25 protein-coding genes and 1 pseudogene are annotated in these 24,867 nt (G+C 70.1%); 13 read left to right on the top strand and 13 right to left on the bottom strand.

Going from position 1 to position 24,867, the window contains the following annotated elements; genetic code table 11:
* Positions 1 to 99 precede the first annotated feature (99 nt).
* From IH68_RS0132045 to IH68_RS0132030, 4 genes are all read left to right on the top strand, one after another.
* A complete protein-coding gene (locus tag IH68_RS0132045) occupies positions 100 to 699 on the top strand; it encodes a TetR/AcrR family transcriptional regulator (RefSeq protein WP_030941967.1) in 600 nt (199 codons plus the stop codon).
* A 136-nt stretch (positions 700 to 835) separates the two neighbouring features.
* The gene (locus IH68_RS0132040) at positions 836 to 3,058 is read left to right on the top strand and encodes an MMPL family transporter (protein WP_030941965.1); all 2,223 of its coding nucleotides are present in this window, start codon (positions 836 to 838) and stop codon (positions 3,056 to 3,058) included.
* Positions 3,059 to 3,224: 166 nt separating this feature from the next.
* On the top strand, positions 3,225 to 3,620 hold the full coding sequence (locus IH68_RS50365) for a hypothetical protein (RefSeq protein WP_037885587.1): 396 nt from the start codon (positions 3,225 to 3,227) through the stop codon (positions 3,618 to 3,620).
* Positions 3,621 to 3,630: 10 nt separating this feature from the next.
* Positions 3,631 to 4,185 carry a cysteine hydrolase family protein gene (locus tag IH68_RS0132030; RefSeq protein ID WP_030941961.1) on the top strand — a complete coding sequence of 185 codons (555 nt, stop codon included), beginning with the start codon at positions 3,631 to 3,633 and terminating at the stop codon, positions 4,183 to 4,185.
* 9 nt (positions 4,186 to 4,194) lie between these two features.
* Here the strand turns inward: IH68_RS0132030 and IH68_RS0132025 are convergent, their stop codons facing one another.
* The 3 genes and pseudogenes from IH68_RS0132025 to IH68_RS58405 all read right to left on the bottom strand — a co-directional run bounded on the left by IH68_RS0132025 (position 4,195) and on the right by IH68_RS58405 (position 5,237).
* Positions 4,195 to 4,611: a PIN domain-containing protein gene (locus IH68_RS0132025; RefSeq protein ID WP_030941959.1), complete on the bottom strand. Its 417-nt coding sequence runs from the start codon at positions 4,609 to 4,611 to the stop codon at positions 4,195 to 4,197.
* A gap of 2 nt (positions 4,612 to 4,613) precedes the next feature.
* Positions 4,614 to 4,862, bottom strand: a complete 249-nt coding sequence (locus IH68_RS0132020) for a type II toxin-antitoxin system VapB family antitoxin (protein ID WP_037885585.1) — start codon at positions 4,860 to 4,862, stop codon at positions 4,614 to 4,616.
* 44 nt (positions 4,863 to 4,906) lie between these two features.
* Positions 4,907 to 5,237: pseudogene (locus IH68_RS58405) on the bottom strand (ATP-binding protein).
* Positions 5,238 to 5,374: 137 nt separating this feature from the next.
* On the opposite strand from IH68_RS58405, the gene IH68_RS0132015 reads away from it, so the two are divergent.
* Together IH68_RS0132015 and IH68_RS0132010 are read left to right on the top strand one after the other, a co-directional pair.
* Complete coding sequence (locus IH68_RS0132015; RefSeq protein WP_030941955.1) at positions 5,375 to 6,220, top strand: helix-turn-helix domain-containing protein; 846 nt, start codon at positions 5,375 to 5,377, stop codon at positions 6,218 to 6,220.
* Positions 6,217 to 6,405, top strand: coding sequence for a DUF397 domain-containing protein (locus tag IH68_RS0132010; RefSeq protein ID WP_030941954.1), 189 nt, complete (start codon positions 6,217 to 6,219; stop codon positions 6,403 to 6,405). Before IH68_RS0132015 ends, IH68_RS0132010 begins: the two co-directional genes overlap by 4 nt.
* Here the strand turns inward: IH68_RS0132010 and IH68_RS0132005 are convergent.
* The gene (locus IH68_RS0132005; protein ID WP_030941953.1) at positions 6,383 to 7,660 is read right to left on the bottom strand and encodes a salicylate synthase; all 1,278 of its coding nucleotides are present in this window, start codon (positions 7,658 to 7,660) and stop codon (positions 6,383 to 6,385) included. The genes IH68_RS0132010 and IH68_RS0132005 overlap by 23 nt on opposite strands.
* Positions 7,657 to 8,469 (bottom strand): class I SAM-dependent methyltransferase, encoded by an 813-nt coding sequence (locus IH68_RS0132000; RefSeq protein WP_030941951.1) that lies wholly within the window; start codon positions 8,467 to 8,469, stop codon positions 7,657 to 7,659. Before IH68_RS0132000 ends, IH68_RS0132005 begins: the two co-directional genes overlap by 4 nt.
* Before the next feature lie 143 nt (positions 8,470 to 8,612).
* Between IH68_RS0132000 and IH68_RS0131995 the strand changes: the two genes are divergently transcribed.
* From IH68_RS0131995 to IH68_RS0131970, 6 genes are all read left to right on the top strand, one after another.
* The gene (locus IH68_RS0131995) at positions 8,613 to 9,122 is read left to right on the top strand and encodes a YbaK/EbsC family protein (protein ID WP_030941949.1); all 510 of its coding nucleotides are present in this window, start codon (positions 8,613 to 8,615) and stop codon (positions 9,120 to 9,122) included.
* Positions 9,119 to 9,964, top strand: coding sequence for a membrane protein (locus IH68_RS0131990; protein WP_030941947.1), 846 nt, complete (start codon positions 9,119 to 9,121; stop codon positions 9,962 to 9,964). Before IH68_RS0131995 ends, IH68_RS0131990 begins: the two co-directional genes overlap by 4 nt.
* Before the next feature lie 311 nt (positions 9,965 to 10,275).
* A complete protein-coding gene (locus IH68_RS0131985) occupies positions 10,276 to 11,220 on the top strand; it encodes an ABC transporter ATP-binding protein (protein ID WP_030941945.1) in 945 nt (314 codons plus the stop codon).
* Positions 11,217 to 12,566, top strand: a complete 1,350-nt coding sequence (locus tag IH68_RS0131980; RefSeq protein WP_030941944.1) for an ABC transporter permease — start codon at positions 11,217 to 11,219, stop codon at positions 12,564 to 12,566. The genes IH68_RS0131985 and IH68_RS0131980 overlap by 4 nt, the downstream gene beginning before the upstream one ends.
* Positions 12,567 to 12,603: 37 nt before the next feature.
* Positions 12,604 to 15,360, top strand: coding sequence for an alkaline phosphatase family protein (locus IH68_RS0131975; protein WP_030941942.1), 2,757 nt, complete (start codon positions 12,604 to 12,606; stop codon positions 15,358 to 15,360).
* A 114-nt stretch (positions 15,361 to 15,474) separates the two neighbouring features.
* Positions 15,475 to 15,750: a DUF1876 domain-containing protein gene (locus IH68_RS0131970; protein ID WP_030941940.1), complete on the top strand. Its 276-nt coding sequence runs from the start codon at positions 15,475 to 15,477 to the stop codon at positions 15,748 to 15,750.
* Between the two features lie 103 nt (positions 15,751 to 15,853).
* Here the strand turns inward: IH68_RS0131970 and IH68_RS0131965 are convergent, their stop codons facing one another.
* The 6 genes from IH68_RS0131965 to IH68_RS0131940 all read right to left on the bottom strand — a co-directional run bounded on the left by IH68_RS0131965 (position 15,854) and on the right by IH68_RS0131940 (position 20,790).
* Positions 15,854 to 17,017, bottom strand: coding sequence for a serine hydrolase domain-containing protein (locus tag IH68_RS0131965; protein WP_030941932.1), 1,164 nt, complete (start codon positions 17,015 to 17,017; stop codon positions 15,854 to 15,856).
* 34 nt (positions 17,018 to 17,051) lie between these two features.
* A complete protein-coding gene (locus tag IH68_RS0131960) occupies positions 17,052 to 17,507 on the bottom strand; it encodes an organic hydroperoxide resistance protein (protein WP_030941930.1) in 456 nt (151 codons plus the stop codon).
* Positions 17,508 to 17,611: 104 nt separating this feature from the next.
* The gene (locus tag IH68_RS0131955) at positions 17,612 to 18,040 is read right to left on the bottom strand and encodes a MarR family winged helix-turn-helix transcriptional regulator (RefSeq protein WP_030941929.1); all 429 of its coding nucleotides are present in this window, start codon (positions 18,038 to 18,040) and stop codon (positions 17,612 to 17,614) included.
* Positions 18,041 to 18,234: 194 nt separating this feature from the next.
* Complete coding sequence (locus IH68_RS0131950) at positions 18,235 to 18,996, bottom strand: energy-coupling factor ABC transporter ATP-binding protein (RefSeq protein ID WP_030941928.1); 762 nt, start codon at positions 18,994 to 18,996, stop codon at positions 18,235 to 18,237.
* Positions 18,984 to 19,745, bottom strand: coding sequence for a cobalt ECF transporter T component CbiQ (gene cbiQ / locus IH68_RS0131945; protein ID WP_030941927.1), 762 nt, complete (start codon positions 19,743 to 19,745; stop codon positions 18,984 to 18,986). The genes IH68_RS0131950 and cbiQ overlap by 13 nt, the downstream gene beginning before the upstream one ends.
* A 1-nt stretch (position 19,746) precedes the next feature.
* Positions 19,747 to 20,790, bottom strand: coding sequence for an energy-coupling factor ABC transporter permease (locus IH68_RS0131940; RefSeq protein WP_030941926.1), 1,044 nt, complete (start codon positions 20,788 to 20,790; stop codon positions 19,747 to 19,749).
* 198 nt (positions 20,791 to 20,988) lie between these two features.
* Between IH68_RS0131940 and IH68_RS0131935 the strand changes: the two genes are divergently transcribed.
* Positions 20,989 to 21,336, top strand: coding sequence for an SsgA family sporulation/cell division regulator (locus tag IH68_RS0131935; RefSeq protein ID WP_030941924.1), 348 nt, complete (start codon positions 20,989 to 20,991; stop codon positions 21,334 to 21,336).
* 114 nt (positions 21,337 to 21,450) lie between these two features.
* Here IH68_RS0131935 and IH68_RS0131930 read toward each other — a convergent pair whose 3' ends face one another.
* Together IH68_RS0131930 and IH68_RS0131925 are read right to left on the bottom strand one after the other, a co-directional pair.
* Entirely contained in the window at positions 21,451 to 23,124 is a 1,674-nt protein-coding gene (locus IH68_RS0131930; protein ID WP_030941923.1) for a penicillin-binding transpeptidase domain-containing protein, read from the bottom strand.
* Positions 23,125 to 23,223: 99 nt separating this feature from the next.
* On the bottom strand, positions 23,224 to 24,849 hold the full coding sequence (locus tag IH68_RS0131925) for a penicillin-binding transpeptidase domain-containing protein (protein ID WP_030941921.1): 1,626 nt from the start codon (positions 24,847 to 24,849) through the stop codon (positions 23,224 to 23,226).
* Between the last annotated feature and the right edge of the window lie 18 nt (positions 24,850 to 24,867).

Raw genomic sequence — 24,867 nt, 5'->3', positions numbered from 1 at the left:
ACGTACGAAACGGTTTCGTTTCGCAGGCATACAGGGTATCTTCATGAAGGTACGAAGCAGGCGCCAGGACGGCGCATCCCGAGCGGGAAGGTGAGTGGCATGACTGAGGTCGCAACGGCGCGTCGCAGTCGGATCACGCCCGAGCGTGAGGCCGAGTTGTACGAGGCCGTGCTCGACCTGCTGCGGGAAGTGGGCTACGACGCCGTCACCATGGACGCCGTGGCGGCCCGCACCAAGTCCAGCAAGGCAACGCTCTATCGCCAGTGGGGCGGCAAGGCCGAGCTGGTCGCGAAGGCGGTGCGGCACAACAAGCCGGGCGGCCTGGCCCTCGGCGAGATCGACACCGGGTCCATCCGGGGCGATCTGCATGCCCTCACGATGCGGTCGGACGACTGCGAGATGGAGCAGAACTCCGCGTTGATGCGGGGCCTGGCCATGGCGGTCCACAGCAACCCCGACCTGCTGAAGGCGTTCAAGGAACATCTTATCGAGCCCGAGATGGCGGAGTTCCGTCGAGTGGTGCAGCGGGCGATCGACCGGGGTGAGGTCCGTGCGGACAACCCGGCTATCGACTACATGATGCACATGATGCTCGGCGGGTTCGCCGCCCGCACGATGCTCGACGAGCTGCCGCCGACGCAGTCCTTCCTCATTTCGTACATCGACGCCGTGGTCCTCCCCGCTCTCGGCGTCCAGTAGGTCCTCACCCTTCCCCGCAGTTCCCTTTTCCACCTGACGTCACCGCTCAAGTCGTCGGGACGATCACCCCTGCCTCCCCGCCGGGTGATCACCCCTGCCCTGAAAGACCCCACGACCTGACCGGGAGTACGTCTCCGTGGCCACGTTCCTCTACAAACTCGGCCGGTTCGCCTTCAGGCGACGGCACTTCGTCGCCCTGTTCTGGGTGGCGCTGCTGACCCTCGCGGGGGTCGGCGCGGCCAGCGCCCCCGCCGCGGGCTCCACCTCCTTCTCGATACCCGGCACCGAAGCGCAGAAGGCCTTCGACCTGCTGGAACAGCGCTTCCCCGGGATGAGTGCCGACGGCGCGACCGGACGCGTCGTCTTCAAGGCGCCCGCGGGCGAGAAGATGACCGACGCCGACAACAAGGCGACCGTCGAGAAGACGGTGAAGGAGCTGGCCGACGGCTCCGAAGTGGTCTCCGTCGCCGATCCCTACCAGGCGCACGCCGTCAGCAAGAACGGCACGGTCGCCTATGCGTCCGTGAAGTACAAGGTCGCCGGCATGGAGCTCAAGGACGCCTCCCGGGACGCCCTGAAGGAGGCCGCGCAGGACGCGCGGCACGCCGGGCTGACCGTCGAGATCGGCGGTGACGCGCTGCAGGCCGGGGCCGAGCCGGGAGCGGCCGGTGAGGTCGTGGGCCTCGCAATCGCCGCGGTCGTCCTCGTCATCACCCTGGGCTCACTGGTGGCGGCCGGACTGCCGCTGCTGACGGCGATCATCGGCGTCGGAATCGGCGTCTCCACCATCACCGTTCTGGCCAAGGCGCTCGACCTGGGCGACACCACGTCCACTCTGGCCCTGATGATCGGTCTCGCGGTCGGTATCGACTACGCGCTGTTCATCGTCTCCCGCTACCGCAGCGAACTGGCCGAGGGCCGCGACCGCGAGGAGGCCGTCGGACGCGCGGCCGGGACCGCCGGTTCGGCGGTGGTCTTCGCGGGCCTGACGGTCGTGATCGCCCTGGCGGGCCTCTCGGTCGTCAACGTCCCGATGCTGACGAAGATGGGCCTTGCGGCGGCGGGCACGGTCGTCGTGGCCGTCCTCATCGCGCTGACCATGATCCCGGCGCTGCTGGGCTACGCGGGCAGGAAGGTCAAGGCGACGGGCGAGAAGCGCCGCAAGAGCGCGGCCGGCACCCCCGAGAAGCCCGGTCTGGGCGCCCGTTGGGCGAGCTTCGTCATCCGCCGTCCGGCCGCCGTGCTGCTGCTCGGTGTGGTCGGCCTGGGCACGATCGCCGTCCCGGCCACCCAGCTGGAGCTGGGGCTGCCCGACGACGGTTCGCAGCCGACGTCCACGACGCAGCGCCGCGCCTACGACCTCCTCTCGGAGGGCTTCGGCCCCGGCTTCAACGGCCCTCTGATGATCGTGGTCGACGCCAAGGACAGCGACGCCCCCAGGGCGGCGGCCGACAAGGTGACGGACGGGATCAAGGGTCTCAAGGACGTCGCCACCGTGACCCCGGCGGTGTTCAACAAGGCCGGCGACACCGCGACGATCACCGTGATCCCGGGCTCGAAGCCGTCCTCGGTGCAGACCGAGGACCTGGTGCACGCCATCCGTGACCAGGGTGCCGGCATCAAGGCCGACACGGGTGCGAAGGTGCTGGTCACCGGTACCACCGCGATGAACATCGACTTCTCGCAGAAGCTCAACGACGCCCTGATCCCGTATCTGGGCCTGGTGGTGGGCCTCGCCTTCCTGCTCCTGATCGCGGTCTTCCGCTCCATCCTGGTCCCGCTGAAGGCGGCACTCGGCTTCCTGCTCAGCGTGCTCGCCGCGCTCGGTGCCGTGGTCGCGGTCTTCCAGTGGGGCTGGCTCGGCGGCCTGCTGGGCGTCGAGCAGACCGGCCCGATCATGTCGATGATGCCGATCTTCATGGTGGGCGTGGTGTTCGGTCTCGCGATGGACTACGAGGTGTTCCTCGTGACCCGGATGCGCGAGGCGTACGTCCACGGCGAGACGCCGGGCCAGGCCGTGGTGACCGGCTTCCGGTACAGCGCACGGGTCGTGGCGGCCGCCGCGGCCATCATGATCGCGGTTTTCGGAGGCTTCATCACCTCCAGCGAGTCCATGATCAAGATGATCGGGTTCGGCCTCGCGATCGCCGTCTTCTTCGACGCGTTCGTCGTGCGGATGGCGATCGTCCCGGCGGTCCTCGGCCTGCTCGGCAAGAAGGCCTGGTGGCTGCCGAAGTGGCTGGACCGGGCGGTGCCGAACGTGGACGTCGAGGGCGAGGGCCTGAAGACCCTCGGCGACGGCGACGCGAAGGACAGCGACAGCGATCCGGACGAGGAACGGGAGCTGGTACGCGCCTGAGGCTCCGACCAGTGGCGGGCGGCCTTCCGAGCTGCATGGTGTAGTGCGCTACACCATGCGTTCGGGAGGCCGCTCCCTCGTTGCGGAAGGCGCCGGACGGGATCGTTGAGGGCAGATCGCGGGACTTCCCCGCCACCTCCTCCCGTACTCCCTCAAGGACCACGCCATGCGCTCTCCCTTCGCCACCGTCAAGAAGTTCTTCGCCAACGTCCTGCTGTGGGGCTGCTTCGTCGTGGGTCTCGCCGCGAGCGCCGGTGCGGGGGCCGTTCTCGACGACAGCACCCAGAAGAACGTCGCCGCGGCCGTCGGAGGCGTCATCGCGCTGCTCGCGGGCTCGCGCATCGCCAAGAAGCCGAAGATCAAGGCGTTCCTGAGCCGCCCCGGCACCCTGTGGTTCCTGTTCCTCTTCAACGGCGGTACGGCGGCGGCGATGTACCTCACCATGGACGGCGTCAAGGGCATCATCGGCGCCGCCGCCATGGGCCTGGTGTCGCTGGGCGCGGCCGGCGGTCTGGTCGCCGAGCGCCGCAAGCGCAGGGCGGTTGTCAGTGGCGCCGCCTAACGTGGCAGGCATGACCACTCTTCAGGAACGACCCCACACCGCCCTGCTGGTGATCGACGTCCAGCGGGGCGTCGTGGCGTCCGCGCACGAGCGGGACGCCGTCGTCGCCAACATCGCCGCACTCGTCGACAAGGCCCGCGCGGAGGACGTGCCGGTTGTCTGGGTGCAGCACTCCGACGACGGCCTGGTGAAGGGCAGCGAGGACTGGGAGTACGTCCCCGAGCTTCCGCGCCGCGGCGCGGAACCGTTGGTGCACAAGAACTACGGAGACTCCTTCGAGGGCACGGACCTGGAGCGGGTCCTCGCCGCCGCCGGGGTCGGCCGTCTCGTCGTGACGGGCGCGGAGACCGACGCCTGCATACGCTCCACGATCCACGGCGCGTTCGTACGGGGCTACGACGTCACGCTCGTCGCCGACGCGCACACCACCAACGACAACAGCAGGTGGGGCGCCCCGCCTCCGGGCCAGGTCATCGCCCACACGAACCTGTACTGGCAGTACCACTCGGCACCGGGGCGGACGGCCGGGGTGGCGGAGACGAAGGACGTGGCGTTCGGCGACTGAGGCACCGGTTCAGGTGGGCGGGGCGAAGACGCTCCGCTCGCTCACGTCGGCGAGGACGCGGGCGGCGGCTCGGAAGTCATTGTCGTCGTGGAGCACGACCAGGCCGTGGTGGGCAGCAGTGGCGCAGACGAGCCAGTCGACGGCGGACAGGCTCTTGTGCTGACCTCGCTGGGCAAGCCGGTGCTGGGCCGACTCGATCCAGCGCCAGGCGCCTTTCGGGACCAGGACATCCGGATACAGGTGGCCGAACATGTCCGTCATGCCGTCGTACTCGTCAAGATCCCTCGCGGATTGCAGGAACTCGGTGCGTTGTGCTGCGCAGGAGCCGATCGCTCCGTCGTCCACCTCCGGCGCCCAGAGGTCGCTGAGTTTCCGGTCGCGTTCCAGCCGCCAGACGGCGGTGGAGTCGGCGAGGTAGCGGATCACGGTCAGGCGACGCCCTTCTCCGTGCTGTCCCGGTCAGGGGAACCCTTCTCGGCCGCGTGTCGGCGCCAGAACCCCTCTTCGTCCCAGTTCTGGGCCATCTCCAGGTAGCGCAGTCGGGCCTCGGTACGTCGTCGGCGCTCGGCGTACTCGCGCAACGCCAGGTTGACCATTTCCTTCTTCGTCTTGGCGCCGGACAGCTTCATCGCCTCGGCGAGCGCTTCGTCGTCGATGTCGATCTGAGTGGCGGACATGGATACCTCCATGAGATGTGCTTCATACAAAGGTAGCCCATGCTTCATACATTCAGCTCCGCCCACACCGTCTTCCGCGGATACGGCCCCGGAGCGATGCCCCACCGGTCCGCCAGGGCGTCCACCAGCAGCAGGCCCCGGCCCGACTCGGCGCCGGGCCCTGCCGGGGTGGGGTGGGGGGAGGCGGTCGGGGCGGGTGTCGGTCACCTCGATACGGAGGGTGTCGGCGACGACGTAGAGGCTCAGGCGGAAGTCCCTTCCGGGGACGCGGCCATGCGTTGCCGCGTTGGCCGCCGGCTCGGCGACGATCTGCGTGGCGTTCTCCAACGGGAGCCCCCATGCGCGGAGTTGCTCCTCCGCGAGCAGGTGATTCATGTCACTCAGCGTGGCGGGTTCTGTTCTGCTGGGGGAGTGATGGTGCCTGTGCGTAGCGTGACTGTCTCGGCTTTGTCTCGTGCTGTCTTGGCTGTCTCGGGGGTTGTACGGGTACGGAAGCGCGTTGGAGGTGGGGCATGAACGAGGTTGCGGACGAGGCGGGTTGGGACGTCGAGCCGGGCGATGAGATCGAGCCGTTGGTCCAGGCGGTCGGGCGGTTGATCAAGGTCTGCAGGGAGGCGGTGGGGATGCGGGCTGCCGACTTCGGCGAGGTGATGGGTTACGGCGAGGACATGATCCGGAAGATGGAGCGGGGGCAGCGGATTCCCCGGCCGGAGTTCCTGGACCGGGCGGACCAGGTGCTCAAGGCGCAGGGGCATCTGCGGGCGTTCATGGAGGACATGCGGAAGGCTCGGTATCCGAAGAAGGTGCGGGAGCTGGCGCAGCTGGAGGAGCGGGCGGTGGAGATGTTGCTGTACAGCAACCACAACATCCATGGCCTGTTGCAGACGCCGGAGTACGCACGGGCGCTGTTCGGGATGAGGCAGCCCCCGCTCTCGCCGGACGTAGTGGAACGAGAGGCCGCCGCACGCATGGCCCGTAAGTCCGTCTTCGACCGGGAGCCTGCCCCGACGCTCGGTTTCGTCCAGGAACAGGTGACGCTGGAACGCCCGTACGGTGGGAAGATGGTGTTGCGCCGACAGCTCGAACACCTCTTGGAGGTATCGCAGTTGTGGAACGTCACCGTCCAGGTCGTGCCGACCGATCAGGAGGACAACGCCGGAGCGTCGGGCCTGATCGAAGTGTTGAAGTTCAACGACGGCACGGCGGTCGGGCGTTCCGACGGAGCGTTCAACGGTCGCCCGGTCTCAAGTCCAATGGATCTTCGTATCCTTGAACTCCGCTATGGCATGATCCGGGCGCAGGCTCTCACGCCGAGGGAGTCGCAGGCCTTCATCGAGCAAGCGCTGGGGAGACTATGAGCGCCACCGAACTCCACTGGTTCAAGAGCAGCTACAGCAGTAGCAGCGAACCCGGCGACTGCGTCGAAGTGGCCACGACCCCCGCCACCATCCACATCCGCGACTCCAAGACCCCCGAGAACCCCCACCTCACGGTGGCGCCCACCACGTGGACGACGTTCCTCACGCACCTCTCCACACACTGACCCCGCGGAGCTTCTCGCACGTCTCCTCGTGCTCCCGCTCTGGGCGGGACTGCCGCACCACGCCCGCGCCCGCCTGGAGCCAGCACTCGCCGTCGCGCTCGTACACGCTGCGGAGCACCAGCGCCGCATCGAGGGTGCCGGAGGCGTCGCAAGTCAGGACGGAACCGGCGTAGAGGCCCCGAGGGCGGCCTTCGAGGGCGCGGATCAAGGGGTAGGCGGGAGCCTTGGGGATCCCCGTCGCCGTCACCGCGGGGAACAGTGCGGCGAAGGCGTGCCAGGGGCCCAGGTCCGGGCGCAGGTGGCCGACGACCCGGGACGCCAGGTGCTGGACCGTGCCCCGCTCCTCCACCGTCATGTACTCGCTGACGTAGGTGTCGTCGCAGACGGAGGTCATCTCCTCCACCGACAGGCGTACGGACACCGCGTGTTCGTGGATCTCCTTCGGGTCGCTCAGCAGCTCGGCTCGGAGGCGGGCGTCCTCGGTCGGGGAACCCGTACGCGCGCGGGTGCCGGCCAGGGGGTGGGTCCGTACATGTCCGTCCGCCGTCACCTCGACCACCGTCTCCGGGCTGAAGCCGGCCGCCCGGATGCCGCCGAGGTCGAGGAGGAAGGAGCGCGCCGGGGTGTTGACGCGGCGGCCGAGGGCGTACGAGGTGATCAGGTCGACCGGGCCGGGGACCGGCACCCGGCGGGACAGGATGACCTTCTCCAGCGGGCCGGGGCCGTTCAGTTCGACGAGGGCGGCCGCGACCGCGGCGCGGTAGTTGCCGGTGTCGGCAAGGGGGAGGTCGATGGGGGCGCGGGGCTCAGGGATCGTTTCTGCGGGGGGTGCGTCGATGAGCGCGACGATGCGGTCCAGACGGGCCGGATCCACGCAGCGCACCAGCACATCGTCGCCGTACGTCCTGATCTCGTCGGCCGGGACGATCAGATGGAGGAGGTCCGGACCGGCGTCGGGGCCCGGGTCCGCTCCCGCCAGCGCGGCGCCCAGTTCGAACGCGGCCCAGCCGTATGCCCGCCAGCCCGTCACCGGCATCGTCGCGAACCGCTGCTCGACCTCCGACAGATCACGGGCGCCGGGGCCCAGCCGGACGGAGGCCAGTGACCCGCCCGCCAGGGAGAAGGCGCCGTCGCGCTCGTACACGACGTACGGATTGAACAGGCCGCTGCGGACGAGCCGCACGATCAGGGCGAGGGGGTTCTCGGCGGCGCGGGGGAGGCGGACCTCGCGGTAGCGCAGGTGGGTGGTCGTCATCGTGCCGACTCCGGGTCCGTCCCCGGGCGGCGGCCGCGGGCGCTGATCAGCGGGTAGGAGTTGACGACGAAGGCCGGGTCCTGCAACAGAGCCCGGAATGCGGTGAGTTCGGGGTCCGCGATGCCGTCCGCACGCAACCGGTCCGCGGTCTGTTCGATGTTGACGCGGTGCAGGTCGATGCCGGGACTGCCGCCCGGCCAGGACTCGGCGTGTGTCGTCGCCGTGAGGTCCGTGAGCCCTGCGCGGGCCATGGCGCCCAGCACCCGGCGGCCCCACAACGGGTCGGCTCCCGCCTTCTCCAGCTGTGTGTGCAGGGCCGTCACGACGCGCTCGAAGAGGGCCGCCGCCTCGGTGGTGGCCGCAAGGACCGGCGTCCAGCCGCAGTCGAACTCCTCCAGCAGCAGCGAGCCGCCGGGGCGCAGGGCCGTCACCAGGCGATCGAGCACGGGCAGCCGTTCCGGCAGATGCAGCAGGACCAGGCGGGCGTGGATCAGGTCGTAGTGCGCGGTGGGCAGCGGGTCGGCCACGATGTCGTGCCGCAACAGGCGTACATGCGGCGGGCGTTGAGGCCCCTGCCGCGCCCAGCGCGGGTCGATGTCGGTGATGGTAACCTCGCCGTCCGGGCCGACCCGCTCGCCGAGCCAGTCGCCCAGCGAGCCGCCGCCTCCGCCCACTTCGAGACATCTCCAGCCCGGTGCCAGGCCGGTCAGCTCCAGCTCGCGGCGGGAGACCGGGTCGTAGCAGGTCTCCAGGGCGGAGAAACGGCCGGGGGACTGGGCGTCTGCGTTGTCGAACAAGTAGCGGGACATGGTGCTTCCTCGCGCTTGCTCCCGGCCGTGCGGCGGGAGGGTCCCCATGATTACGGCGTGGGACGGCGCAGCGGCAGGGCGCGCCGGGGGCACTCGGACTACGCGGTCGCGTGCCGTATGCACACAGCGCTAGCGTGCCGTGCATGACGACCGCCGATGCCACCGAAAGCTCCGGAGCCAACCCCCGTTTCACCGCCGCCCTGAGCGAACTGGGACTCGGCGACCTGCACACCCGTATCCGCCGCTTCCCGGACGCCACCCGCACCGCCGCCGAGGCCGCCGCCGCGATCGGGTGCGAGCTGAGCGAGATCTGCAAGTCGCTGATCTTCGCGGCGGACGGGGTCCCGGTGCTGGTGCTGATGGACGGGGCGTCGCGGGTGGACGTCGAGCGGGTGCGGGAGGAACTCGGCGCCGAGAAGGTGACGCGGGCCAAGGCGGACGTCGTACGGGAGACGACCGGGTACGCGATCGGGGGTGTGCCGCCCTTCGGGCACCGTACGAGGACCCGGGTGCTGGCCGACCGCTCGCTGCTGGAGCACGACGTCGTGTGGGCGGCCGCCGGGAATCCGCACGCCGTGTTCCCCATGGAGCCCAAGGAGCTCGTCACCCGCGCCGGAGCCACCCTGGTGGACGTGCGCGAGCGCAGCTCGTGACGCCGCTGGTCGCCACGGCCGTCCTGTGCGCCGCGGTCACCCACGCCGGCTGGAACGCGATCGCCCACCGCATCACGGACAAGCTGGTCGGGTTCACGCTGATCGCGGGCGGCGGGATGCTGATCGGGCTGGCGATGGTGCCGTTCGTCCCCTTCCCGGCGTCCGGCGCGTGGCCGTACCTCGCCGCCTCCGCCTTCATCCACCTCGCGTACTACGTACTGCTCATGCGGTCCTTCCGGCTCGGCGACTTCGGGCAGGCGTATCCGATCGCCCGCGGCACCGCGCCCCTTGTGGTCACGGTGCTCGCCGCGATGTTCGCGCACGAGGTGCCCAACGGGTGGGCGGCCGCCGGTATCGCCCTGTCCTGCGCGGGCCTGACCGGTGTCGCGCTGTGGGGGCTGCGCGGCAGCCGGCCCAACTGGGCGGCGATCGGCGCGGCCCTCGCCACCGGGCTGACCATCGCTGCGTACACGGTCGTGGACGGGCTGGGGGTGCGGGCGTCGGGCTCTTCCCTCGGGTACATCGCCTGGCTGATGGCCGTGGAGGGTTTCGCGATCCCGCTGTACGCGCTGACCCGCTGGCGGGGCGAGTTCCTCGCCGTTCTCGGGCCGTTCGCGGGCGTGGGTCTCCTGGGCGGCGCCATGTCCGTCGCCGCGTACGGCCTGGTCCTGTGGGCCCAGACCAAGGCCGAACTGGCGCCCATCGCGGCCCTGCGCGAGTCGTCGATCATCGTCGGGGCGGCCATCGGGGCGGTGTTCTTCAAGGAGCGGTTCGGGGCGCCGCGGATCGCGGCGGCGGTGTTGTTGGTGGCGGGGATCGGCTTGATGCTGCGGGCCGGCTGAGCGCCGTGGCTGCGCGGCGATGGGCCGTCGGTCGTCTGCGGGGTCCGTTGTGGCTTGTCGCGCAGTTCCCCGCGCCCCTTCAGGGCGCATCCTCGGCGCGCGGCTGAGCAGCGCCCCGATAGGGGCGCGGGGAACTGCGCGATCAGCCACAGCGAGCCTGCAGACGACCAACGGCCTGAAACCGGCCCTACCCGCGGAGCGCAACTTGCCTACGCCTTGACGATCCGTTCCGCGGGAGTTCAACTCTGCGTTTGTGCCTGGGTTGTGTGTTGTCCCTATGGTCCCAGCGGACATCGGGAGAAGGGGGGCTCATGGGGACACTCCACGCAGTTGCGGCTCGCGGGATCACCAAGTGCTTCGGCGACGTCGTCGCACTCGACGGTGTCGACCTGGATGTGACGCAGGGGCAGATCCATGGCCTGGTCGGTCCGAACGGCGCCGGCAAGACGACGCTGCTCGGTCTGCTGCTGGGTCTGGCCGTCGCCGACAGCGGGCGCCTCGAGATCCTCGGTACGCCGGTGGGGCGGGCGTTCGACGCTCCTGAAGGTGTCTCCGGTTTCGTGGACGGGCCGGGCCTCTACCCCTCGCTCACCGCCCGGCAGAACCTCGCCGCGCTGGCCCGGCTCCGCGGGCTCGACGCGGGCGCCGCGGGGATCGACGACGTGCTCGACCAGGTCGGGCTCACCGCCGTCGCCGACGACAAGGCCCGCGGCTTCTCGCTCGGCATGCGGCAGCGGCTCGGGCTCGCAGCCGCCCTGCTCACCAAGCCCCGGCTGCTCGTGCTCGACGAACCCTCCAACGGCCTCGACCCGGCAGGGAAACGGCACGTGCACCGTGTCCTCACCCGGCTCGCCGCGGACGGAACCAGCGTGGTGCTGTCGAGCCACCGTATGGACGACCTCGAGGCGCTGTGCTCCGAGGTCACCATCCTCGCCACCGGACGGGTCGTGTTCTCCGGCCCGCTGGGCAAGCTGGCCGCCGAGAACCGTGAACTCGACTACCGGGTGCGGACCTCCGACCCGCAGGCCGCGCGACGGCTGGCCGACGGCGCGGACGGCATCCGGGTCGTCGACGACGCCGGGATACGGCAGGACGACGAACTCCTCGTCGTGCGCGCCCTGGTGCCCGCCCTCGACGGACTGGTGGCGAGCCTCGTGCGGTCGGGCGTCGCGGTGCGCGAACTCGCGCCCGTCGTATCGCCGCTGGAGGCCGCGTTCCTCGCCCTCACCGAGCAGGAGCAGGAGGCCGGCCGATGACCGCGACCGTCGCCGCCGACAAGGTTGTCAGGGCCCGCCGGGTCCCCGTCTCGCGCGGCTACCGCTTCGAACTGGTCAAGCTGGTCTCGCAGTGGCGGATCCGGCTGCTGGTGCTTGCCTGTTGGATTGCTCCCGCCCTCTTCGTGGCGGGTGTGAGCCGGCAGAGCACCCTGCCCTCCGACACCCTCTTCGGGCGTTGGATGCACGCCACGGGCTGGGCCGGACCGCTGGTCATGCTCGGGTTCGCGGGCACCTATGCGCTGCCGTTGCTTTCTTCGGTGGTCGCCGGTGACGTGTTCGCCGCCGAGGACCGGCTCGGCACCTGGCGGCATCTGCTGGTCGCCGTGCGGTCGCCGCGACGGATCTTCGTGGCGAAGTCGCTCGCCAGCCTCACCGTCATCCTGCTGCTGGTGGCCGGGCTGGCCGTGTCCAGCGCGGTCGGCGGGCTGGTGTCGGTCGGCAACCAGCCTCTGGTCGGGCTCGACGGCCACCTGCTGGCACCCTCCGACGCCGCCGTCCGGGTCCTGCTCGCCTGGGTCGCGGCCCTCGCGCCGACCCTGGCCCTCGCCGCGATCGGACTGCTCGGGTCGGTCGCGCTGGGGCGGTCTCCGACGGGGCTGCTGCTTCCCCCGGTCGTCGCGCTCGCGATGTCGGTCGCCCAGATGCTGCCGCTGCCCGTCGCCGTGCGCCTCGCCCTGCCCGGCTACGCCTTCATCGCCTGGAACGGCCTGTTCACCAGCCCCACCCAGCTCGGCCCGCTCCTGATCGGTGTCGCGGTCAGCCTGGCGTGGGCCGTCCTCGCGACCGCGCTGGCGTATCTCCTCTTCCTGCGGCGCGACTTCACCAACCTCGCCTACGACGGTTCCGGGCGCCGGGCGCTCACCATCGGCGCGCTGCCGCTGGTCGGACTGACCGCCCTCACCGTCGGCGTGGTCGCCGTGGCGACCCCCTCCATGGGCTCCGGCATCAAGCAGGACAAGGTCCAGCGGTCGGTGGCCACGGCGTTCGCCCACCTCTACCGCATGCAGACCGAGCAGCTTCACCGTCCCGCCGTCACCGAGGCGCAGCTGCGGGCCTCGGCGGCGTGCACCAAGAGCGACGGCCAGGCGGCCCAGGAGGGCGCGGGCAACGACTGGCGGTGCGTCGTGACCTGGCATCTGCCCGGGGTCCCGGTCGCGGGGACGGCGATCTATCAGCTCGACATCACCTCGGACGGGCGGTTCGTGGCCGACGGCGACGGTCCGAAGGAAGTCAACGGCTACTTCCTGCTGCGGACTTCGACCGGCGACGCCCCGAATCCGCTGTGGCAGTTCGACGGCAACGTCGAACTCCTCACCCCCCACTGAAGGTTCCGCTGAAGGGTTCACTGAAGGGAACACCTCCGTGCAGGTAACACGCCAGCGCCGGATCAACGAGAAGAATCAGATCAACCTCTTCGGCAGACGCGTCGGCCGCCGCGCCCTGCTGGTCACGGCGGGCATCGCGGTCGCCCTCGGCGTCACGGGCACCGCGGTCGCGTCCACGTGGCAGTTCGGCACCCAGCAGGTCGCCGACGAGACCTCGAACGGCCAGGTCATCTCCAGCGACCAGTACATCAAGCCGTACGGCAGCCGCAGCGTCATCAACGACGGCAAGATCATGTCGTCGACGGTCAGCCCGGACGGCAGCCGGCTCGCGGCCTCGGTCGCCGACGGTGACGCCTCGCTGGTCGTCATGGACCTCGCGAGCGGTCACGTGATCCAGAAGGTCGGCACCAACGTGGCGGACGACCTGCGCATCAAGAGCGGATCCGTCGGCCAGGAAGGCCCGACGTACTCGCCCGACGGCACGCAGCTGTGGCTTGGCCAGACCGACGGCTACACGAAGTTCACCGTGGGCGCCGACGGCACCCTCTCCAGCCCGGTGAGCGTCCCGATCCCGGCCGACGGCACCAAGCACGCGCTCGTGGCTGCTGCGGTGTTCTCGGCCGACGGCTCGACCGTGTACTCCGCGGTCAACGGCCAGAACCGGGTCGTCGCCATCGACGCGGCGACCGGAACCGTCAAGCAGAGCTGGGCCGTCGGCAACGCCCCCCGGGGCATCGCCCTGGTCGGCGGCAAGCTCTACGTCAGCAACGAGGGCGGCCGTCCGGCCAAGGACTGCGACACCACGATCAACTCCTACGGCACCCAGGTGCCCGCCAACCCGGACACCGGCGCCGCCACCACCGGCACCGTCAGCGTCATCGACACGGCGGACCCGTCCGCCGCGGTCGGCAGCATCGACGTCGGCCTGCACCCGACCGCGGTGTACGCGAACAAGGGCGCGGTGTTCGTCACCAACACCGCCGACAACAGTGTCTCGGTCATCAGCACGGCCAAGGACAAGGTCGTCCAGACCATCGCCACCCAGCCCTGGCCGGAGGCGAAGGTCGGCTACGAGCCGAACGCGGTGACGCTCGCCGACGACGGCCGTCTGCTGGTGACGCTCGGCCGCGCCAACGCGGTCGCCGTCTACCGGTACAAGTCCCCGCAGGAACCGGCTCGTTACGTCGGCCTGCTCCCGACCGACTACTTCCCTTCCGGGATCGCCACCGTCGGCAAGAACGTCGTCGTCTCCAACACCCGCGGCATCGACGCCCGCCGCCCCACCGCCGCCTCCGGTCACGGCACGCACGACACGACGTCGAGCCTGACCCAGTTCACGCTGCCGGACGACAAGGCCATCAAGGCTCAGACCGCCAAGGTCTTCAAGCAGAACGGCTGGACGCCCGGCTCGGTCCTGACGGCCGGCGGCAAGACCTCCGGGAAGGCCCTGCCGGTCCCGCTGCGGCTCGGCGACCCCTCGACGATCAAGCACGTCTTCCTGCTCGTCAAGGAGAACCGGACCTACGACCAGGTCTTCGGTGACCTGCCGCAGGGAGACGGCAACTCCGCGCTCACCACGTTCGGCGAGAACGTCACGCCGAACCAGCACGCCCTGGCCGAGCAGTTCGGGCTCTACGACAACTTCTACGACGTCGGCACGAACTCCGCCGAGGGCCACAACTGGCTGATGCAGTCGGACAACCCGGAGTACACCGAGTCCTCCGCCGGCGAGTACCAGCGCAGCTACGACACCGAGAACGACGCCCTCGGCCACCAGAAGACCGGCTTCATCTGGAGCGGTGCGCAGGCGGCCGGCAGGTCGGTCAAGGACTTCGGCGAGTTCCAGTCGCTGGAGACCAAGCCGGCCGGTGCGAACTGGCAGAACCTGTACTGCGACAGCAAGAACATGGAAGCCACCGGGGCGCAGACCCAGTACCCGATCCAGACGGGTTCGGCGATCCCCTCGCTCAACAAGGTGTCCGTGCAGGGCTTCCCGATGTTCGACCTCGACGTCCCGGACATCTACAAGGAACAGATCTGGAAGCAGGACTTCGAGAAGAACGGCCCGGCGAACCTGAACATGTTCTGGTTCTCCAACGACCACACCGGCGGCCCGGCCAACGCGGCGGCCGAGGTCGCGGACAACGACCTCGCGGTCGGCCGGATGGTCGACGAGATCTCCCACAGCAAGTACTGGAAGGACTCCGCGATCTTCGTCGTCGAGGACGACTCCCAGAACGGCCTCGACCACGTCGACGGCCACCGCGCCCCGGTCCAGATCATCAGCCCCTGGGCCAAGCACGACACCGTCGACAGCCACTACTACTCACAGATCACGATGGTCCGCACCATCGAGCAGATCCTCGGCGTCCACCCGATGAACCAGCTCGACAGCGCGGCCACCCCGATGTACGGGGCGTTCTCCCTGAAGCCGGACAACACGCCGTTCACGGCCGAGCCCAACCGGACCTCGCTGACCCTCGGCGTGAGCCCCCAGCCCACCTGCGGCTCGGACACCCCGGCCCCGCAGGACCGCACCGCGGCGGCCGCTCCGACCTCCGCCGCGGTCCCCGAGGCCAAGCAGGACCTCGCGGCCGAGTGGAAGACCTGGGCCTCGCACCAGCGGCTGACCGGCCCGCACGCCGTGCCCGACTACGCCAACAACGAGCAGATGAACCGCTACACCTGGTACCAGACCCACAACTGGACCAAGCCGTACCCCGGCGACAAGAAGGTCTACGCGCCGAACGACGTACCCGGCGCCTACCTCCCGTCGGCGGAGAACGACGGCTGACGCAGCCCCTCGCGCCGACAGACCCCGGGCCGACATCAGTGTCGGCCTGGGGTCTGCGTGCATCCGCGGGCCCGTAGGAGCACCCTGGAAGCAGGTCTTCCGGAGGTGATCGTCATGATGCACACCGCAGTGGGATGGCACGTCGAGCTGGAGTTCCAGGAGGACGACACACACACGCGGGCGGTCGCGCTGGTGCGCCTGTCCGACGGGAGCGAGGTAAAGGCCCACGGCCACGCGAGCCGACACCACACCGACTCGAATCAGCCACGGGTGGGGGAGGAGATCGCCGGCGCGCGGGCGCTGAACGAACTCGCCATGCAGCTGCTGACGAAGGCGCATGGGGAGATCGACTCGGCGTCCGGGCGGACGTCGCACTCCATCAACGTCTGACGTCGGTTGTCTGCTGCGCCGTCGTGGCTTGTCGCGCCCACGCGGCGGAGCCGCAATCCGGCACAGCCCCGCGCCCCTGTCGGGGAGCTGCCGGACCGTCGCGTCATGCCGATACGGCGCTCTGTACCGCCCTTACCAAGGCCTGTGCCCGGGGGTCCGCCGTCACGGACTTGCGGAAGCCGTTCGTCACATAGCCGAAGGCGATGCCCGAGTCGGGGTCGGCGAAGCCCAGGGCGCCGCCGCGGCCCGGGTGGCCGAAGGAGGTGGGGGACAGGAGCGGGGACGCCGCGCCGTGGAGCATGTAGCCGAGGCCGAACCGGGTGTGCACGACCAGCACGCGGTCCGGCCCCGCGCTGCGTTCGGTGCGGGCCAGCTCCACGGTCTCCGGTGTGAACAGCCTTGTTCCGCCGTCCACTTCGCCTATCAGGGACGCGTAGAAGCGCGCCAGGCCCTCCGCCGTCGCGATGCCGTTGGAGGCGGGCAGGGCCGCGGCGCGGTAGGCGGGGTCGTTCTCGTCGGGCAGCGGGGTGATCGCGGCGAAGGCGCGGCGGGTGAGGGAGCCGGGGTCGGCGTAGGCCTCGGAGACCGCGCGCTTGGGGCGCGTCCGCAGTCCGTGCGGGTCCGCCGGGGGGTCGACCTGGGCCACCCGGCCCACGCGCGCCTGCTCACCCGACGGCAGCCCGAGCCACAGGTCCGCCCCGACCGGCCCGGCCATCTCGTCCGCGATCCACTCGCCGACGGTGCGTCCCGTGATCCGCCGCACCAGCTCGCCGGTCAGCCAGCTGTACGTCTGCGCGTGATACCCGTGGTCGGTGCCCGGCTCCCAGGCCGGTGCCTGCGCCGCGACCGCCTCGGCGCCGAGGTCCGGGTCCGCGGCCTGGGCGGGCGTGAGCGGGCGGTCGAGGACGGGCACTCCGGCGCGGTGGGCGAGCAGGTGCCACACCCGCGTCCGTTCCTTGCCCGCCGCCTTGAACTCCGGCCAGTACTCGCCGACCGGCGCGTCCAGGTCCAGCTCCCCGCGCTGCTGCAGCAGCAGGAGTACGGCGGCGGCGACCCCCTTGGTCGCCGAGCGCACGATCTGGGCGGTGCCGTGCTCCCAGGGGGCTGTGCCGTCGACGTCCTTCGTGCCGCCCCACAGGTCGACGACCTTGTGCCCGTCCCGGTAGACGGTGACGGCCGCGCCCCGGTCCCCGAGCACCTCGAAGTTCCGTACGAACGCTTCCCTGACCGGCTCGAAGCCCTCGGCCACCGCACCGTTCACGTCCACGCCCGTGCTCCTCCTGCCTGTGTGTACTTCCTACTCACCCAAGCAGAATCGACACGTCGATGTTCCCGCGGGTCGCGTTCGAGTAAGGGCAGACCTCGTGTGCCGCGTCCACGAGCTTCGCCGCGACGTCCTGGTCCAGTACCGGGAGCGAGACGCTGAGGGCGACCGCGAGGCCGTAACCGCGCTGCTTGTTGGGGCCGATGCCGACCTTCGCGGCGACCGTGGAACCGGTGAGGTCGAGGCCGGCACGGCGGCCCACCAGCACCAGCGCGTTGTGGAAGCAGGAGCTGTATCCGGCCGCGAACAGCTGCTCGGGGTTGGTGCCGTTGCCGTCGCCGCCCAGCTCCGGCGGCATCGCGACCTTGACCTCGATCTGCCCGTCCTGGCTGGTGACGTAGCCGTCCCGGCCGCCGTGTGCGGTCGCTTCGGCGACGTACATGATTTTCGTCGGTCGGGTGTCGACGGAGACATCATCGACATCGTCACTCATGGTTGGCCCCCCAGAACGAGTGCGCGCAAGTACATCGTGCACAAGGTACTGGCTGGTAGGTCAGCAGCCGTTACCAGGGGGTAGCAACCGGGGGTAACCCGAGATCAGCGTTGTGCGGCCGCTTCGGCCTTCGCCGCCAGGCGCCACAAGTCCTCGCGCAGCCGCGCCACCTCCGGGGCGTCGAGGCCCGTGGCCGCGAGCAGCGCGCCCGGTACGCACGCCGCGCGCTCCCGCAGTTCCTCCCCGCGCCCCGTGCATGCGACCAGCACCGAGCGCTCGTCGTGCGCCGCGCGCTCCCGGCGCACCAGGCCCGCCGCCTCCAGCCGCTTCAGCAGGGGCGAGACCGTGCCGTAGTCGAGCCGCAGCGCCGTCGCCAGCTCCTTGACCGGGACCTGGCCGCGCTCCCACAGGACGAGCAGGACCAGGTACTGCGGGTAGGTGAGGCCGAGTTCGTCGAGGAGCGGGCGGTAGGAGGACGTCACCGCGCGCTGGGCCGCGTAGAGCGCGAAACACAGCTGGTCGTCGAGCAGCAGGGAAGGCTCAGAGCCTGTCCCAGGAGGGCCGGGCGAAGTCCGCGCCGGATCGGCAGCGCCCCGAAGGGGCGCGGGGCTGTATCCATCTGCGGCTCCGCCGCGGGGCGCGACCAGCCCCGATGGCGCTGCAGACAAACCACGGCCCGTCGCGGCACCTTCAGCGGAGGGCTCGGCCGCCGTATCGTCCTCGTGCGTCACGCACCCATTCTCACGGACCGCGGGTCGAAACCGAAGGGCAGCTCCAGCCGGTGGGCGCGCATCAGGTCCTCGTCCGAGAGCAGCTCGGCCGTCTTCCCGTCCGCCGCGATCACCCCCTCGCTGAGGATCAGGGAGCGCGGGCACAGCTCCAGGGCGTACGGCAGGTCGTGCGTGACCATGAGGACGGTGACGTCCAACGAACGCAGGATGTCGGCCAGTTCGCGCCGGGAGGCCGGGTCGAGGTTGGAGGACGGCTCGTCCAGGACGAGGATCTCCGGCTCCATGGCGAGGACGGTCGCCACGGCCACCCGGCGCCGCTGCCCGAAGGAGAGGTGGTGCGGGGGGCGGTCCTTGAACTCCGCCATGCCGACCTGTGTGAGCGCCCGGTCGACGCGCTCCTCCAGCTCCGGCCCCTTCATTCCGGCCGCCGCAGGCCCGAAGGCCACGTCCTCGCGGACCGTCGGCATGAACAGCTGGTCGTCGGGGTCCTGGAAGACGATGCCGACCCTTCGGCGGATCTCCGCCATGTGCTGCTTGCCGACGGGCAGCCCGGCGACCGTGACGGTGCCGGCGCCGCCGGTCAGGATGCCGTTGAGGTGCAGCACGAGGGTCGTCTTGCCGGCACCGTTGGGACCGAGCAGCGCGACCCGCTCGCCGCGCCCGATGGAGAAGTCGACGCCGAACAGGGCCTGGTGGCCGTCGGGGTAGGCGAAGGCGAGGCCGGAGACCTCAAGAGAAGGAGTACTCACAGGGTCCATCCCAGCAGGCAGACGGCGAGGGCGGCGAGGGGGAGCGTGAGGGCGTACGACCACTGGGCTCTGGACGCGGTCACTTCGTCGATCACCGGCATCGAACCGGCGTAACCGCGGCTGACCATGGCCAGGTGGACGCGCTCCCCGCGCTCGTAGGAGCGGATGAACAGGGCGCCGGCCGACTTCGCGAGCACGCCCCAGTGCCGCACGCCCCGCGCCTCGAAGCCCCGGGACTCCCGGGCGATCCGCATCCGCCGCATCTCGTCCGTGATGACGTCGCCGTAGCGGATCATGAAGGACGCGATCTGCACCAGCAATGGCGGGAGCTTCAACCGCTGCAGGCCGAGGAGGAGTTCGCGCAGTTCGGTCGTGGAGGCCAGCAGGACGGACGCGGCGACACCCAGCGTGCCCTTCGCGAGCACGTTCCAGGCGCCCCACAGGCCGTTCACGCTCAGCGAGAGGCCCAGGACGTCCACCCGCTCGCCCTCCGCCACGAACGGCATCAGCACCGCGAACGCGACGAACGGCACCTCGATCAGCAGCCGCTTGAGCAGGAAGGCGGCGGGCACGCGCGCGAGCTGCGCGACGACTGCGAGCAGCACGGCGTAGACGCCGAACGCCCACACCGCCTCCCGCGGCGTCGACACCACGACCACCACGAACGCGAAGGCGGCGGCGAGCTTGGTGTGCGGCGGCAGGGCGTGCACGGGGGAGTGCCCGTGCCGGTAGAGCCTGTGTGCGTGCCCGGCGCCCATGTCAGACGCCCGTGCCGACAGGAGAGGCGTCGTTCGTACGGCGCCTGCGCACCACCCAGAACACCGTGCTGCCCGCGACGACGGTCACGCCGACGCCGATCACGCCCGCGAGGCCGCCGGAGAGGCGGGCGTCCGCCACGTCCTTGACGCCGTAACCGGCGAGCGGGGAGCCGTCGGAGGCGTGCTTCCGGGCCCTGCTGTCGATGCCCTTGTCGTGGGCGACCTTCTCCAGGCCGTCGGGGTTCGAGGAGGCGTAGAAGCTGACGAAGCCCGCCAGGACGAGGGAGGTGACCAGGCCGGTGATCCACAGCGCGCGGCGGGACGTGCGCGCTGCGACGGGCGCCGGGCGCGCCGGGGCGTCCACGAGTTCGCCGTTCACCCGCAGCTTGAGCTTCTGCTCCAGGCCGCGCGCGCCGTACACGAGATCCGGGCGTACGGCGATCACCGCGCCCACCGTCAGCCCCGTGATCGCCGCCTCGCCGATCCCGATCAGTACGTGTACGCCGATCATCGCGGTGGCGACCTTGCCGATGGAGACGTCCGTGGTGCCGCCGACGGCGTAGATCAGCGTGAAGGCGACCGCCGCGCCCGGCACCGAGAGGAGCGCGGCGACGAAGGAGGCGACGGTCACCGAGCGCCGCCCCCGCGGGAGCACCTTCACCAGGCCGCGGAAGACGGCGTATCCGACGACCGTCGTGACGATCGCCATGTCCGTGATGTTCACGCCGAGCGCGGTCAGGCCGCCGTCCGCGAAGAGGATGCCCTGCATCAGCAGGACGACGGACACGCACAGGACACCGGTGAAGGGGCCGACGAGGATCGCGGCGAGCGCACCGCCGAGCAGATGCCCGCTGGTCCCCGCTGCGACGGGGAAGTTCAGCATCTGCACCGCGAAGATGAACGCCGCCACCAGTCCCGCCAGTGGCGCCGTCCGCTCGTCCAGCTCGCGGCGGGCGCCGCGCAGGCTCACCGCGATGGCGCCCGCGGCGAGGACTCCGGTCGCGGCGGAGACGGGGGCGTTGATGAATCCGTCAGGCACATGCACCTTTCGATGATAATGCCTTGTTGCGAACGACTTGCAAGAGCGAGGGGCTCCTCCGTGGTGCACAGTTCCCTGCGCATGAGTTCCCCGTGCATGTGAGTTGTCCGACGCCAAGGGGCGCGCTCGGGAAAATGTGGGACATTGGGAGGGGGTGGACGCACAGGTTCCACACAGGACACGCAGCGTGAGAGGGCCGTCACGATGTCTGTAGTCGAGCAGTACGCACGAGCCCACATAGTCACGGATGCGGCGGTACCGGAGGACGAGACCGTCCCGGTGGTCCTGCGCTACGACCCAGAGGTCGACCCGCGTGAGGTGCGGGTCGGGCTGCCCGGGGTGGACGAATGGAGCTTCTCGCGTTCCCTGCTGGAACAGGGGCTGCGCGCACCTGCCGGCAGCGGAGAGGTGCGGGTGTGGCCTTGCGGCCGGGTTCAGGCCGTTGTCGAGTTCCACTCGGCGCAGGGTGTTTCGGTCGTGCAGTTCGAGTCGAAGACCCTGCTGCGGTTCTTGCGTCGCACGTATATGGCTGCGGCGCCTGTTGGTCGCTGAGTGTTCGTCCGCCGCGCCATTGCGGCTGATCGCGCCCGCGCGGCGGAGCCGCAAATCGACACAGCCCCGCGCCCCTTCAGGGCGCCCCTTCGGGACGCCCCTTCAAGCCGCTGATCAGCCGCCCATCTTCAGCAGTGCCGCCACGATGGGCCCTGCTGTGTCGCCGCCGTGGCCGCCCGCCTGGACGACACCCGACGCGGCCAGGTCGCCGCAGTACGCGGTGAACCAGCCGTTCGGCTTCTTCTGACCGTCGACCTCGGCCGAGCCCGTCTTGGCGCCGCAGCCCGACATGCCCGCCATCGCCTTGGCCGCCGTGCCGTAGGAGGCCGTGTAGGACATGACCTCCTTCAGCTCGGCCTGCGTCTTCGACGACATGGTGCGCGAGGCCTTCGCCAGTGTGCGGTGGTCCACCGACGGGGCGACCAGGTACGGCTGGTGGAAGGAGCCGGTCGCCACCGTCGACGACACCGACGCCATGTTCAGCGGGTTCATCCGCACCCCGCCCTGCCCGATCAGCGAGGCGCCCATCTGTGCGCCGCTCATCACGGGGACCGAGCCGTCGAAGGTCGGGACGCCGATGGCCCAGTTGTTCAGACCGAGGCCGTAGACCTGTTGCGCCTCCTGCGTCAGGTCGCTGTTGGACAGCTTCGGCGCGAAGTTGATGAAGGCGTTGTTGCAGGAGGCCCCGAAGGCCAGCTTGAACGAGCCCTGCTTGATCTCGGAGTTGTCGTCGTTGTGGAACGTCCAGCCCGCGAGCTTGTACGTCTTGGGGCAGGGGTGCGACTGGTCGGGGTGGACGAGGTCCTTCTCGAACAGCATCGTCGAGGTCACGATCTTCATCGTGGAGCCGGGGGCCAGGGATCCCTGGAACGCCACGTTGAAGCTGGGGCTGTGGTTCGCGACGGCGAGGATCTCGCCGGTCGACGGGCGCATGACGACGACCGAGGACCTGTCCTTCGCGGCAACCTGCTTCTCGGCCGCGGCCTGGAAGACCGGGCTCAGGGTCGTGTTCACCTTGCCCGGCGTGCCCTTGGTCAGCGTCAGCAGCGTCTTGTCGGACAGCTTGGCCTTCTGTGACGCCTTGCCCCGTACGACGTCCAGCTCCACGCCCGCCTTGCCGCCGGCGGTCTTGCCGTACTTCTCCCGCAGACCGTCCAGGACCGGGCCGAGCGAGGGGTACTTGGCGGTCGTCAGCTCGCCGCCGTGCCGATCGTACGCCTTGACCGGCGGCGTCCCGGCCTCGCCGGTGACCAGGGTGTCGCCGTCCTTCAGGTCGGGGTGGACGACGGAGGAGTGCCAGTCGACGTACGGCTTGCCGTCCTCCTTCTTGCGTACGACCGTCAGCGCACTCCGGTACGAGAGCGGCATCTTCGTGCCCTTGTAGGAGACCGTGCCCTTGACGGTGAAGGGGACCTTGTCGCCGGTGCGGGTGCCCTCGGTGAGGGTGGCGCCCGTGATGTGGGCGTCCTTGGTGAAGCCGGTCAGCAGGGTGGTGGCCGCCGCCGGGTCGTTCGTGGCGGCGGCGGCCTGCGTCACCTTGCCCTGCTGCCAGCCCGTGAGGAACCGCTCGGCCGCGGTCTGCACCTCGGTCGCGGACAGCGGGCCGGTCTTGACCTTGGGCTTGTCGTCGGTGGACGAGGACGTCGCTGTCGACCGGTCGTCGGCCGCGGAGCCGCCGGTCAGCGCGTAGACGCCGACTCCGGCGCCGACGACCACCACGGCGATCATCCCGCCGACCACGGCGGGTTTGGTCTTCCGTCGCTCGGCGACGCGCCTTCTGTTGCCCACTGTTCCCGTTCCTCCGAGAGATCCCCAGGGTCCCCGTTGCCCACATCCATCCCAACCAACGACGGCAACAGCCTAGAGTCCCGTCCTCAACGGGTGACTTCAGGAGCCGGTCCGTAGCACAGCTGCGACAATCGGCCCGGCCGCCGTGCCGCCGTGGCCGCCCTCCTCGGTCATGGCCGCCGCCGCGATGTCACCGCTGAAGCCCGTGAACCAGCTGTTGGACACGGCCTGTCCGTCGACCTCCGCGGAGCCGGTCTTCGCGCCGATGTCGCCGTGCAGCCCGGCCATCGCCTCCATCGCGGTGCCCTGGGTCGCGGTGAGATGCATCATCTGCTTCAGCTGCGCGGCGGTGCTCGCGGGCAGGCCCTTCGCGGTGGCCAGTTGACGGTCGTCGAGCTTCGGGGAGACAAGATACGGCTGCCGGAACGCGCCGGTGATGGCGGTCGCGGTGACCGACGCCATGTTCAGCGGGCTCATCTGGACCTGGCCCTGGCCGATGGCGTTCGCCGCCCGGTCCGGGCCGCTGACCGCGGGGACCTTGCCGTCGAAGGAGACGATGCCGGTCTTCCAATTGTCCTGGCCGAGCCCGAACCGGTCCTGGGCCTCGGTCGTCAGCGAGGAGTCCGAGAGCGGCTTCTCGTCGATGAGCTTGATGAAGGCCGTGTTGCAGGAGCGCAGGAAGCTGTTGGCGAGGGTGGCGTTCTCGTTGGGCTTCATGTTCTTGAGGTTCTTGAAGGTCTGCCCCTGCCATACGGCGTCCGGCGTGCAGGGGGCCGGGCCGTTCATCGAGGTCACGCCGTTGTCGATGAGCATCGCGGCGGTGATGATCTTCATGGTGGAGCCGGGCGCCACCTCGCCCTGGAAGGCCGCGTTGAACTGGTCCCTGCGGTGGTTGGCCACCGCCAGCACCTCACCGGTGCTGGGCTTGACGGCCACCACCGACGACTGCGCGAACCTCTTCACCGCGGTCTCGGCCGCCGCCTGCGCGCTCGCGCTGATCGTGGTCTGCAGCTTGCCGGCCCTGCCCTTGGCGAGGGTGAGCAGCGAGGTGTCGCCCGCGTCCGGGGACTGGTGCTTGATCGCCAGCTCGATGCCGGGGGTGCCGCCCGCCTTGTCGCCGTACCGCTCGCGCAGGGTGTCCAGGACCGGGCCGAGCGAGGGGTACTTCTCCTTCGTCAGTACGGCACCGTTCCGGTCCACGGCCTCGATCGGCGGGTTCGCCGCCTCGCCGGTGAAGAGGGTGTCGCCCTTCTGCAGCTGCGGATGGACGACGGACGGCTGCCAGTCGACCAGCGCGCGCCCGGTGGTCTTCCCGCGCACGACGGTCAGCTCGCTCTTGTAGGTCAGGGACTTGGACTTGCCCTCGTAGGACACCGTGGCCCTGACCGTGTAAGGGACCGTCGCGCCGTTCGCCGTACCGGGCGTGATCTTCACGCCGGTGATGTGCGCGGCGTCGCCGAAGGAGGTCAGCAGTGGTTCGGCCGCCGCGTCGTTGTTCGTGTACGTCGCCGCCTGGGCCGCCCGGCCCTTCTCCCAGGCCGCGAAGAACTTCGCCGAAGTCTCCTTGATCTCGTCGCTGCTCGGCGGACCGGTCTTCACGGATGCTGCTCCCGACCCCCCGTCGCCGTTCAGCGCGGACACGATGTTGTACGCGCCGTATCCGGCGCCGCCCACCATCACAGCGAAGACGCTGCTGATGACGGCGACCTTTACCCCCTTGGCCATGAAGGGTCCCCTCCCCGT

The organism is Streptomyces sp. NRRL S-646 (assembly GCF_000720765.1).
Taxonomy (GTDB): domain Bacteria; phylum Actinomycetota; class Actinomycetes; order Streptomycetales; family Streptomycetaceae; genus Streptomyces.
The sequence above is the reverse complement of the archived record's forward strand: the minus strand, read 5'-3'. Positions and strand labels throughout refer to the sequence as shown.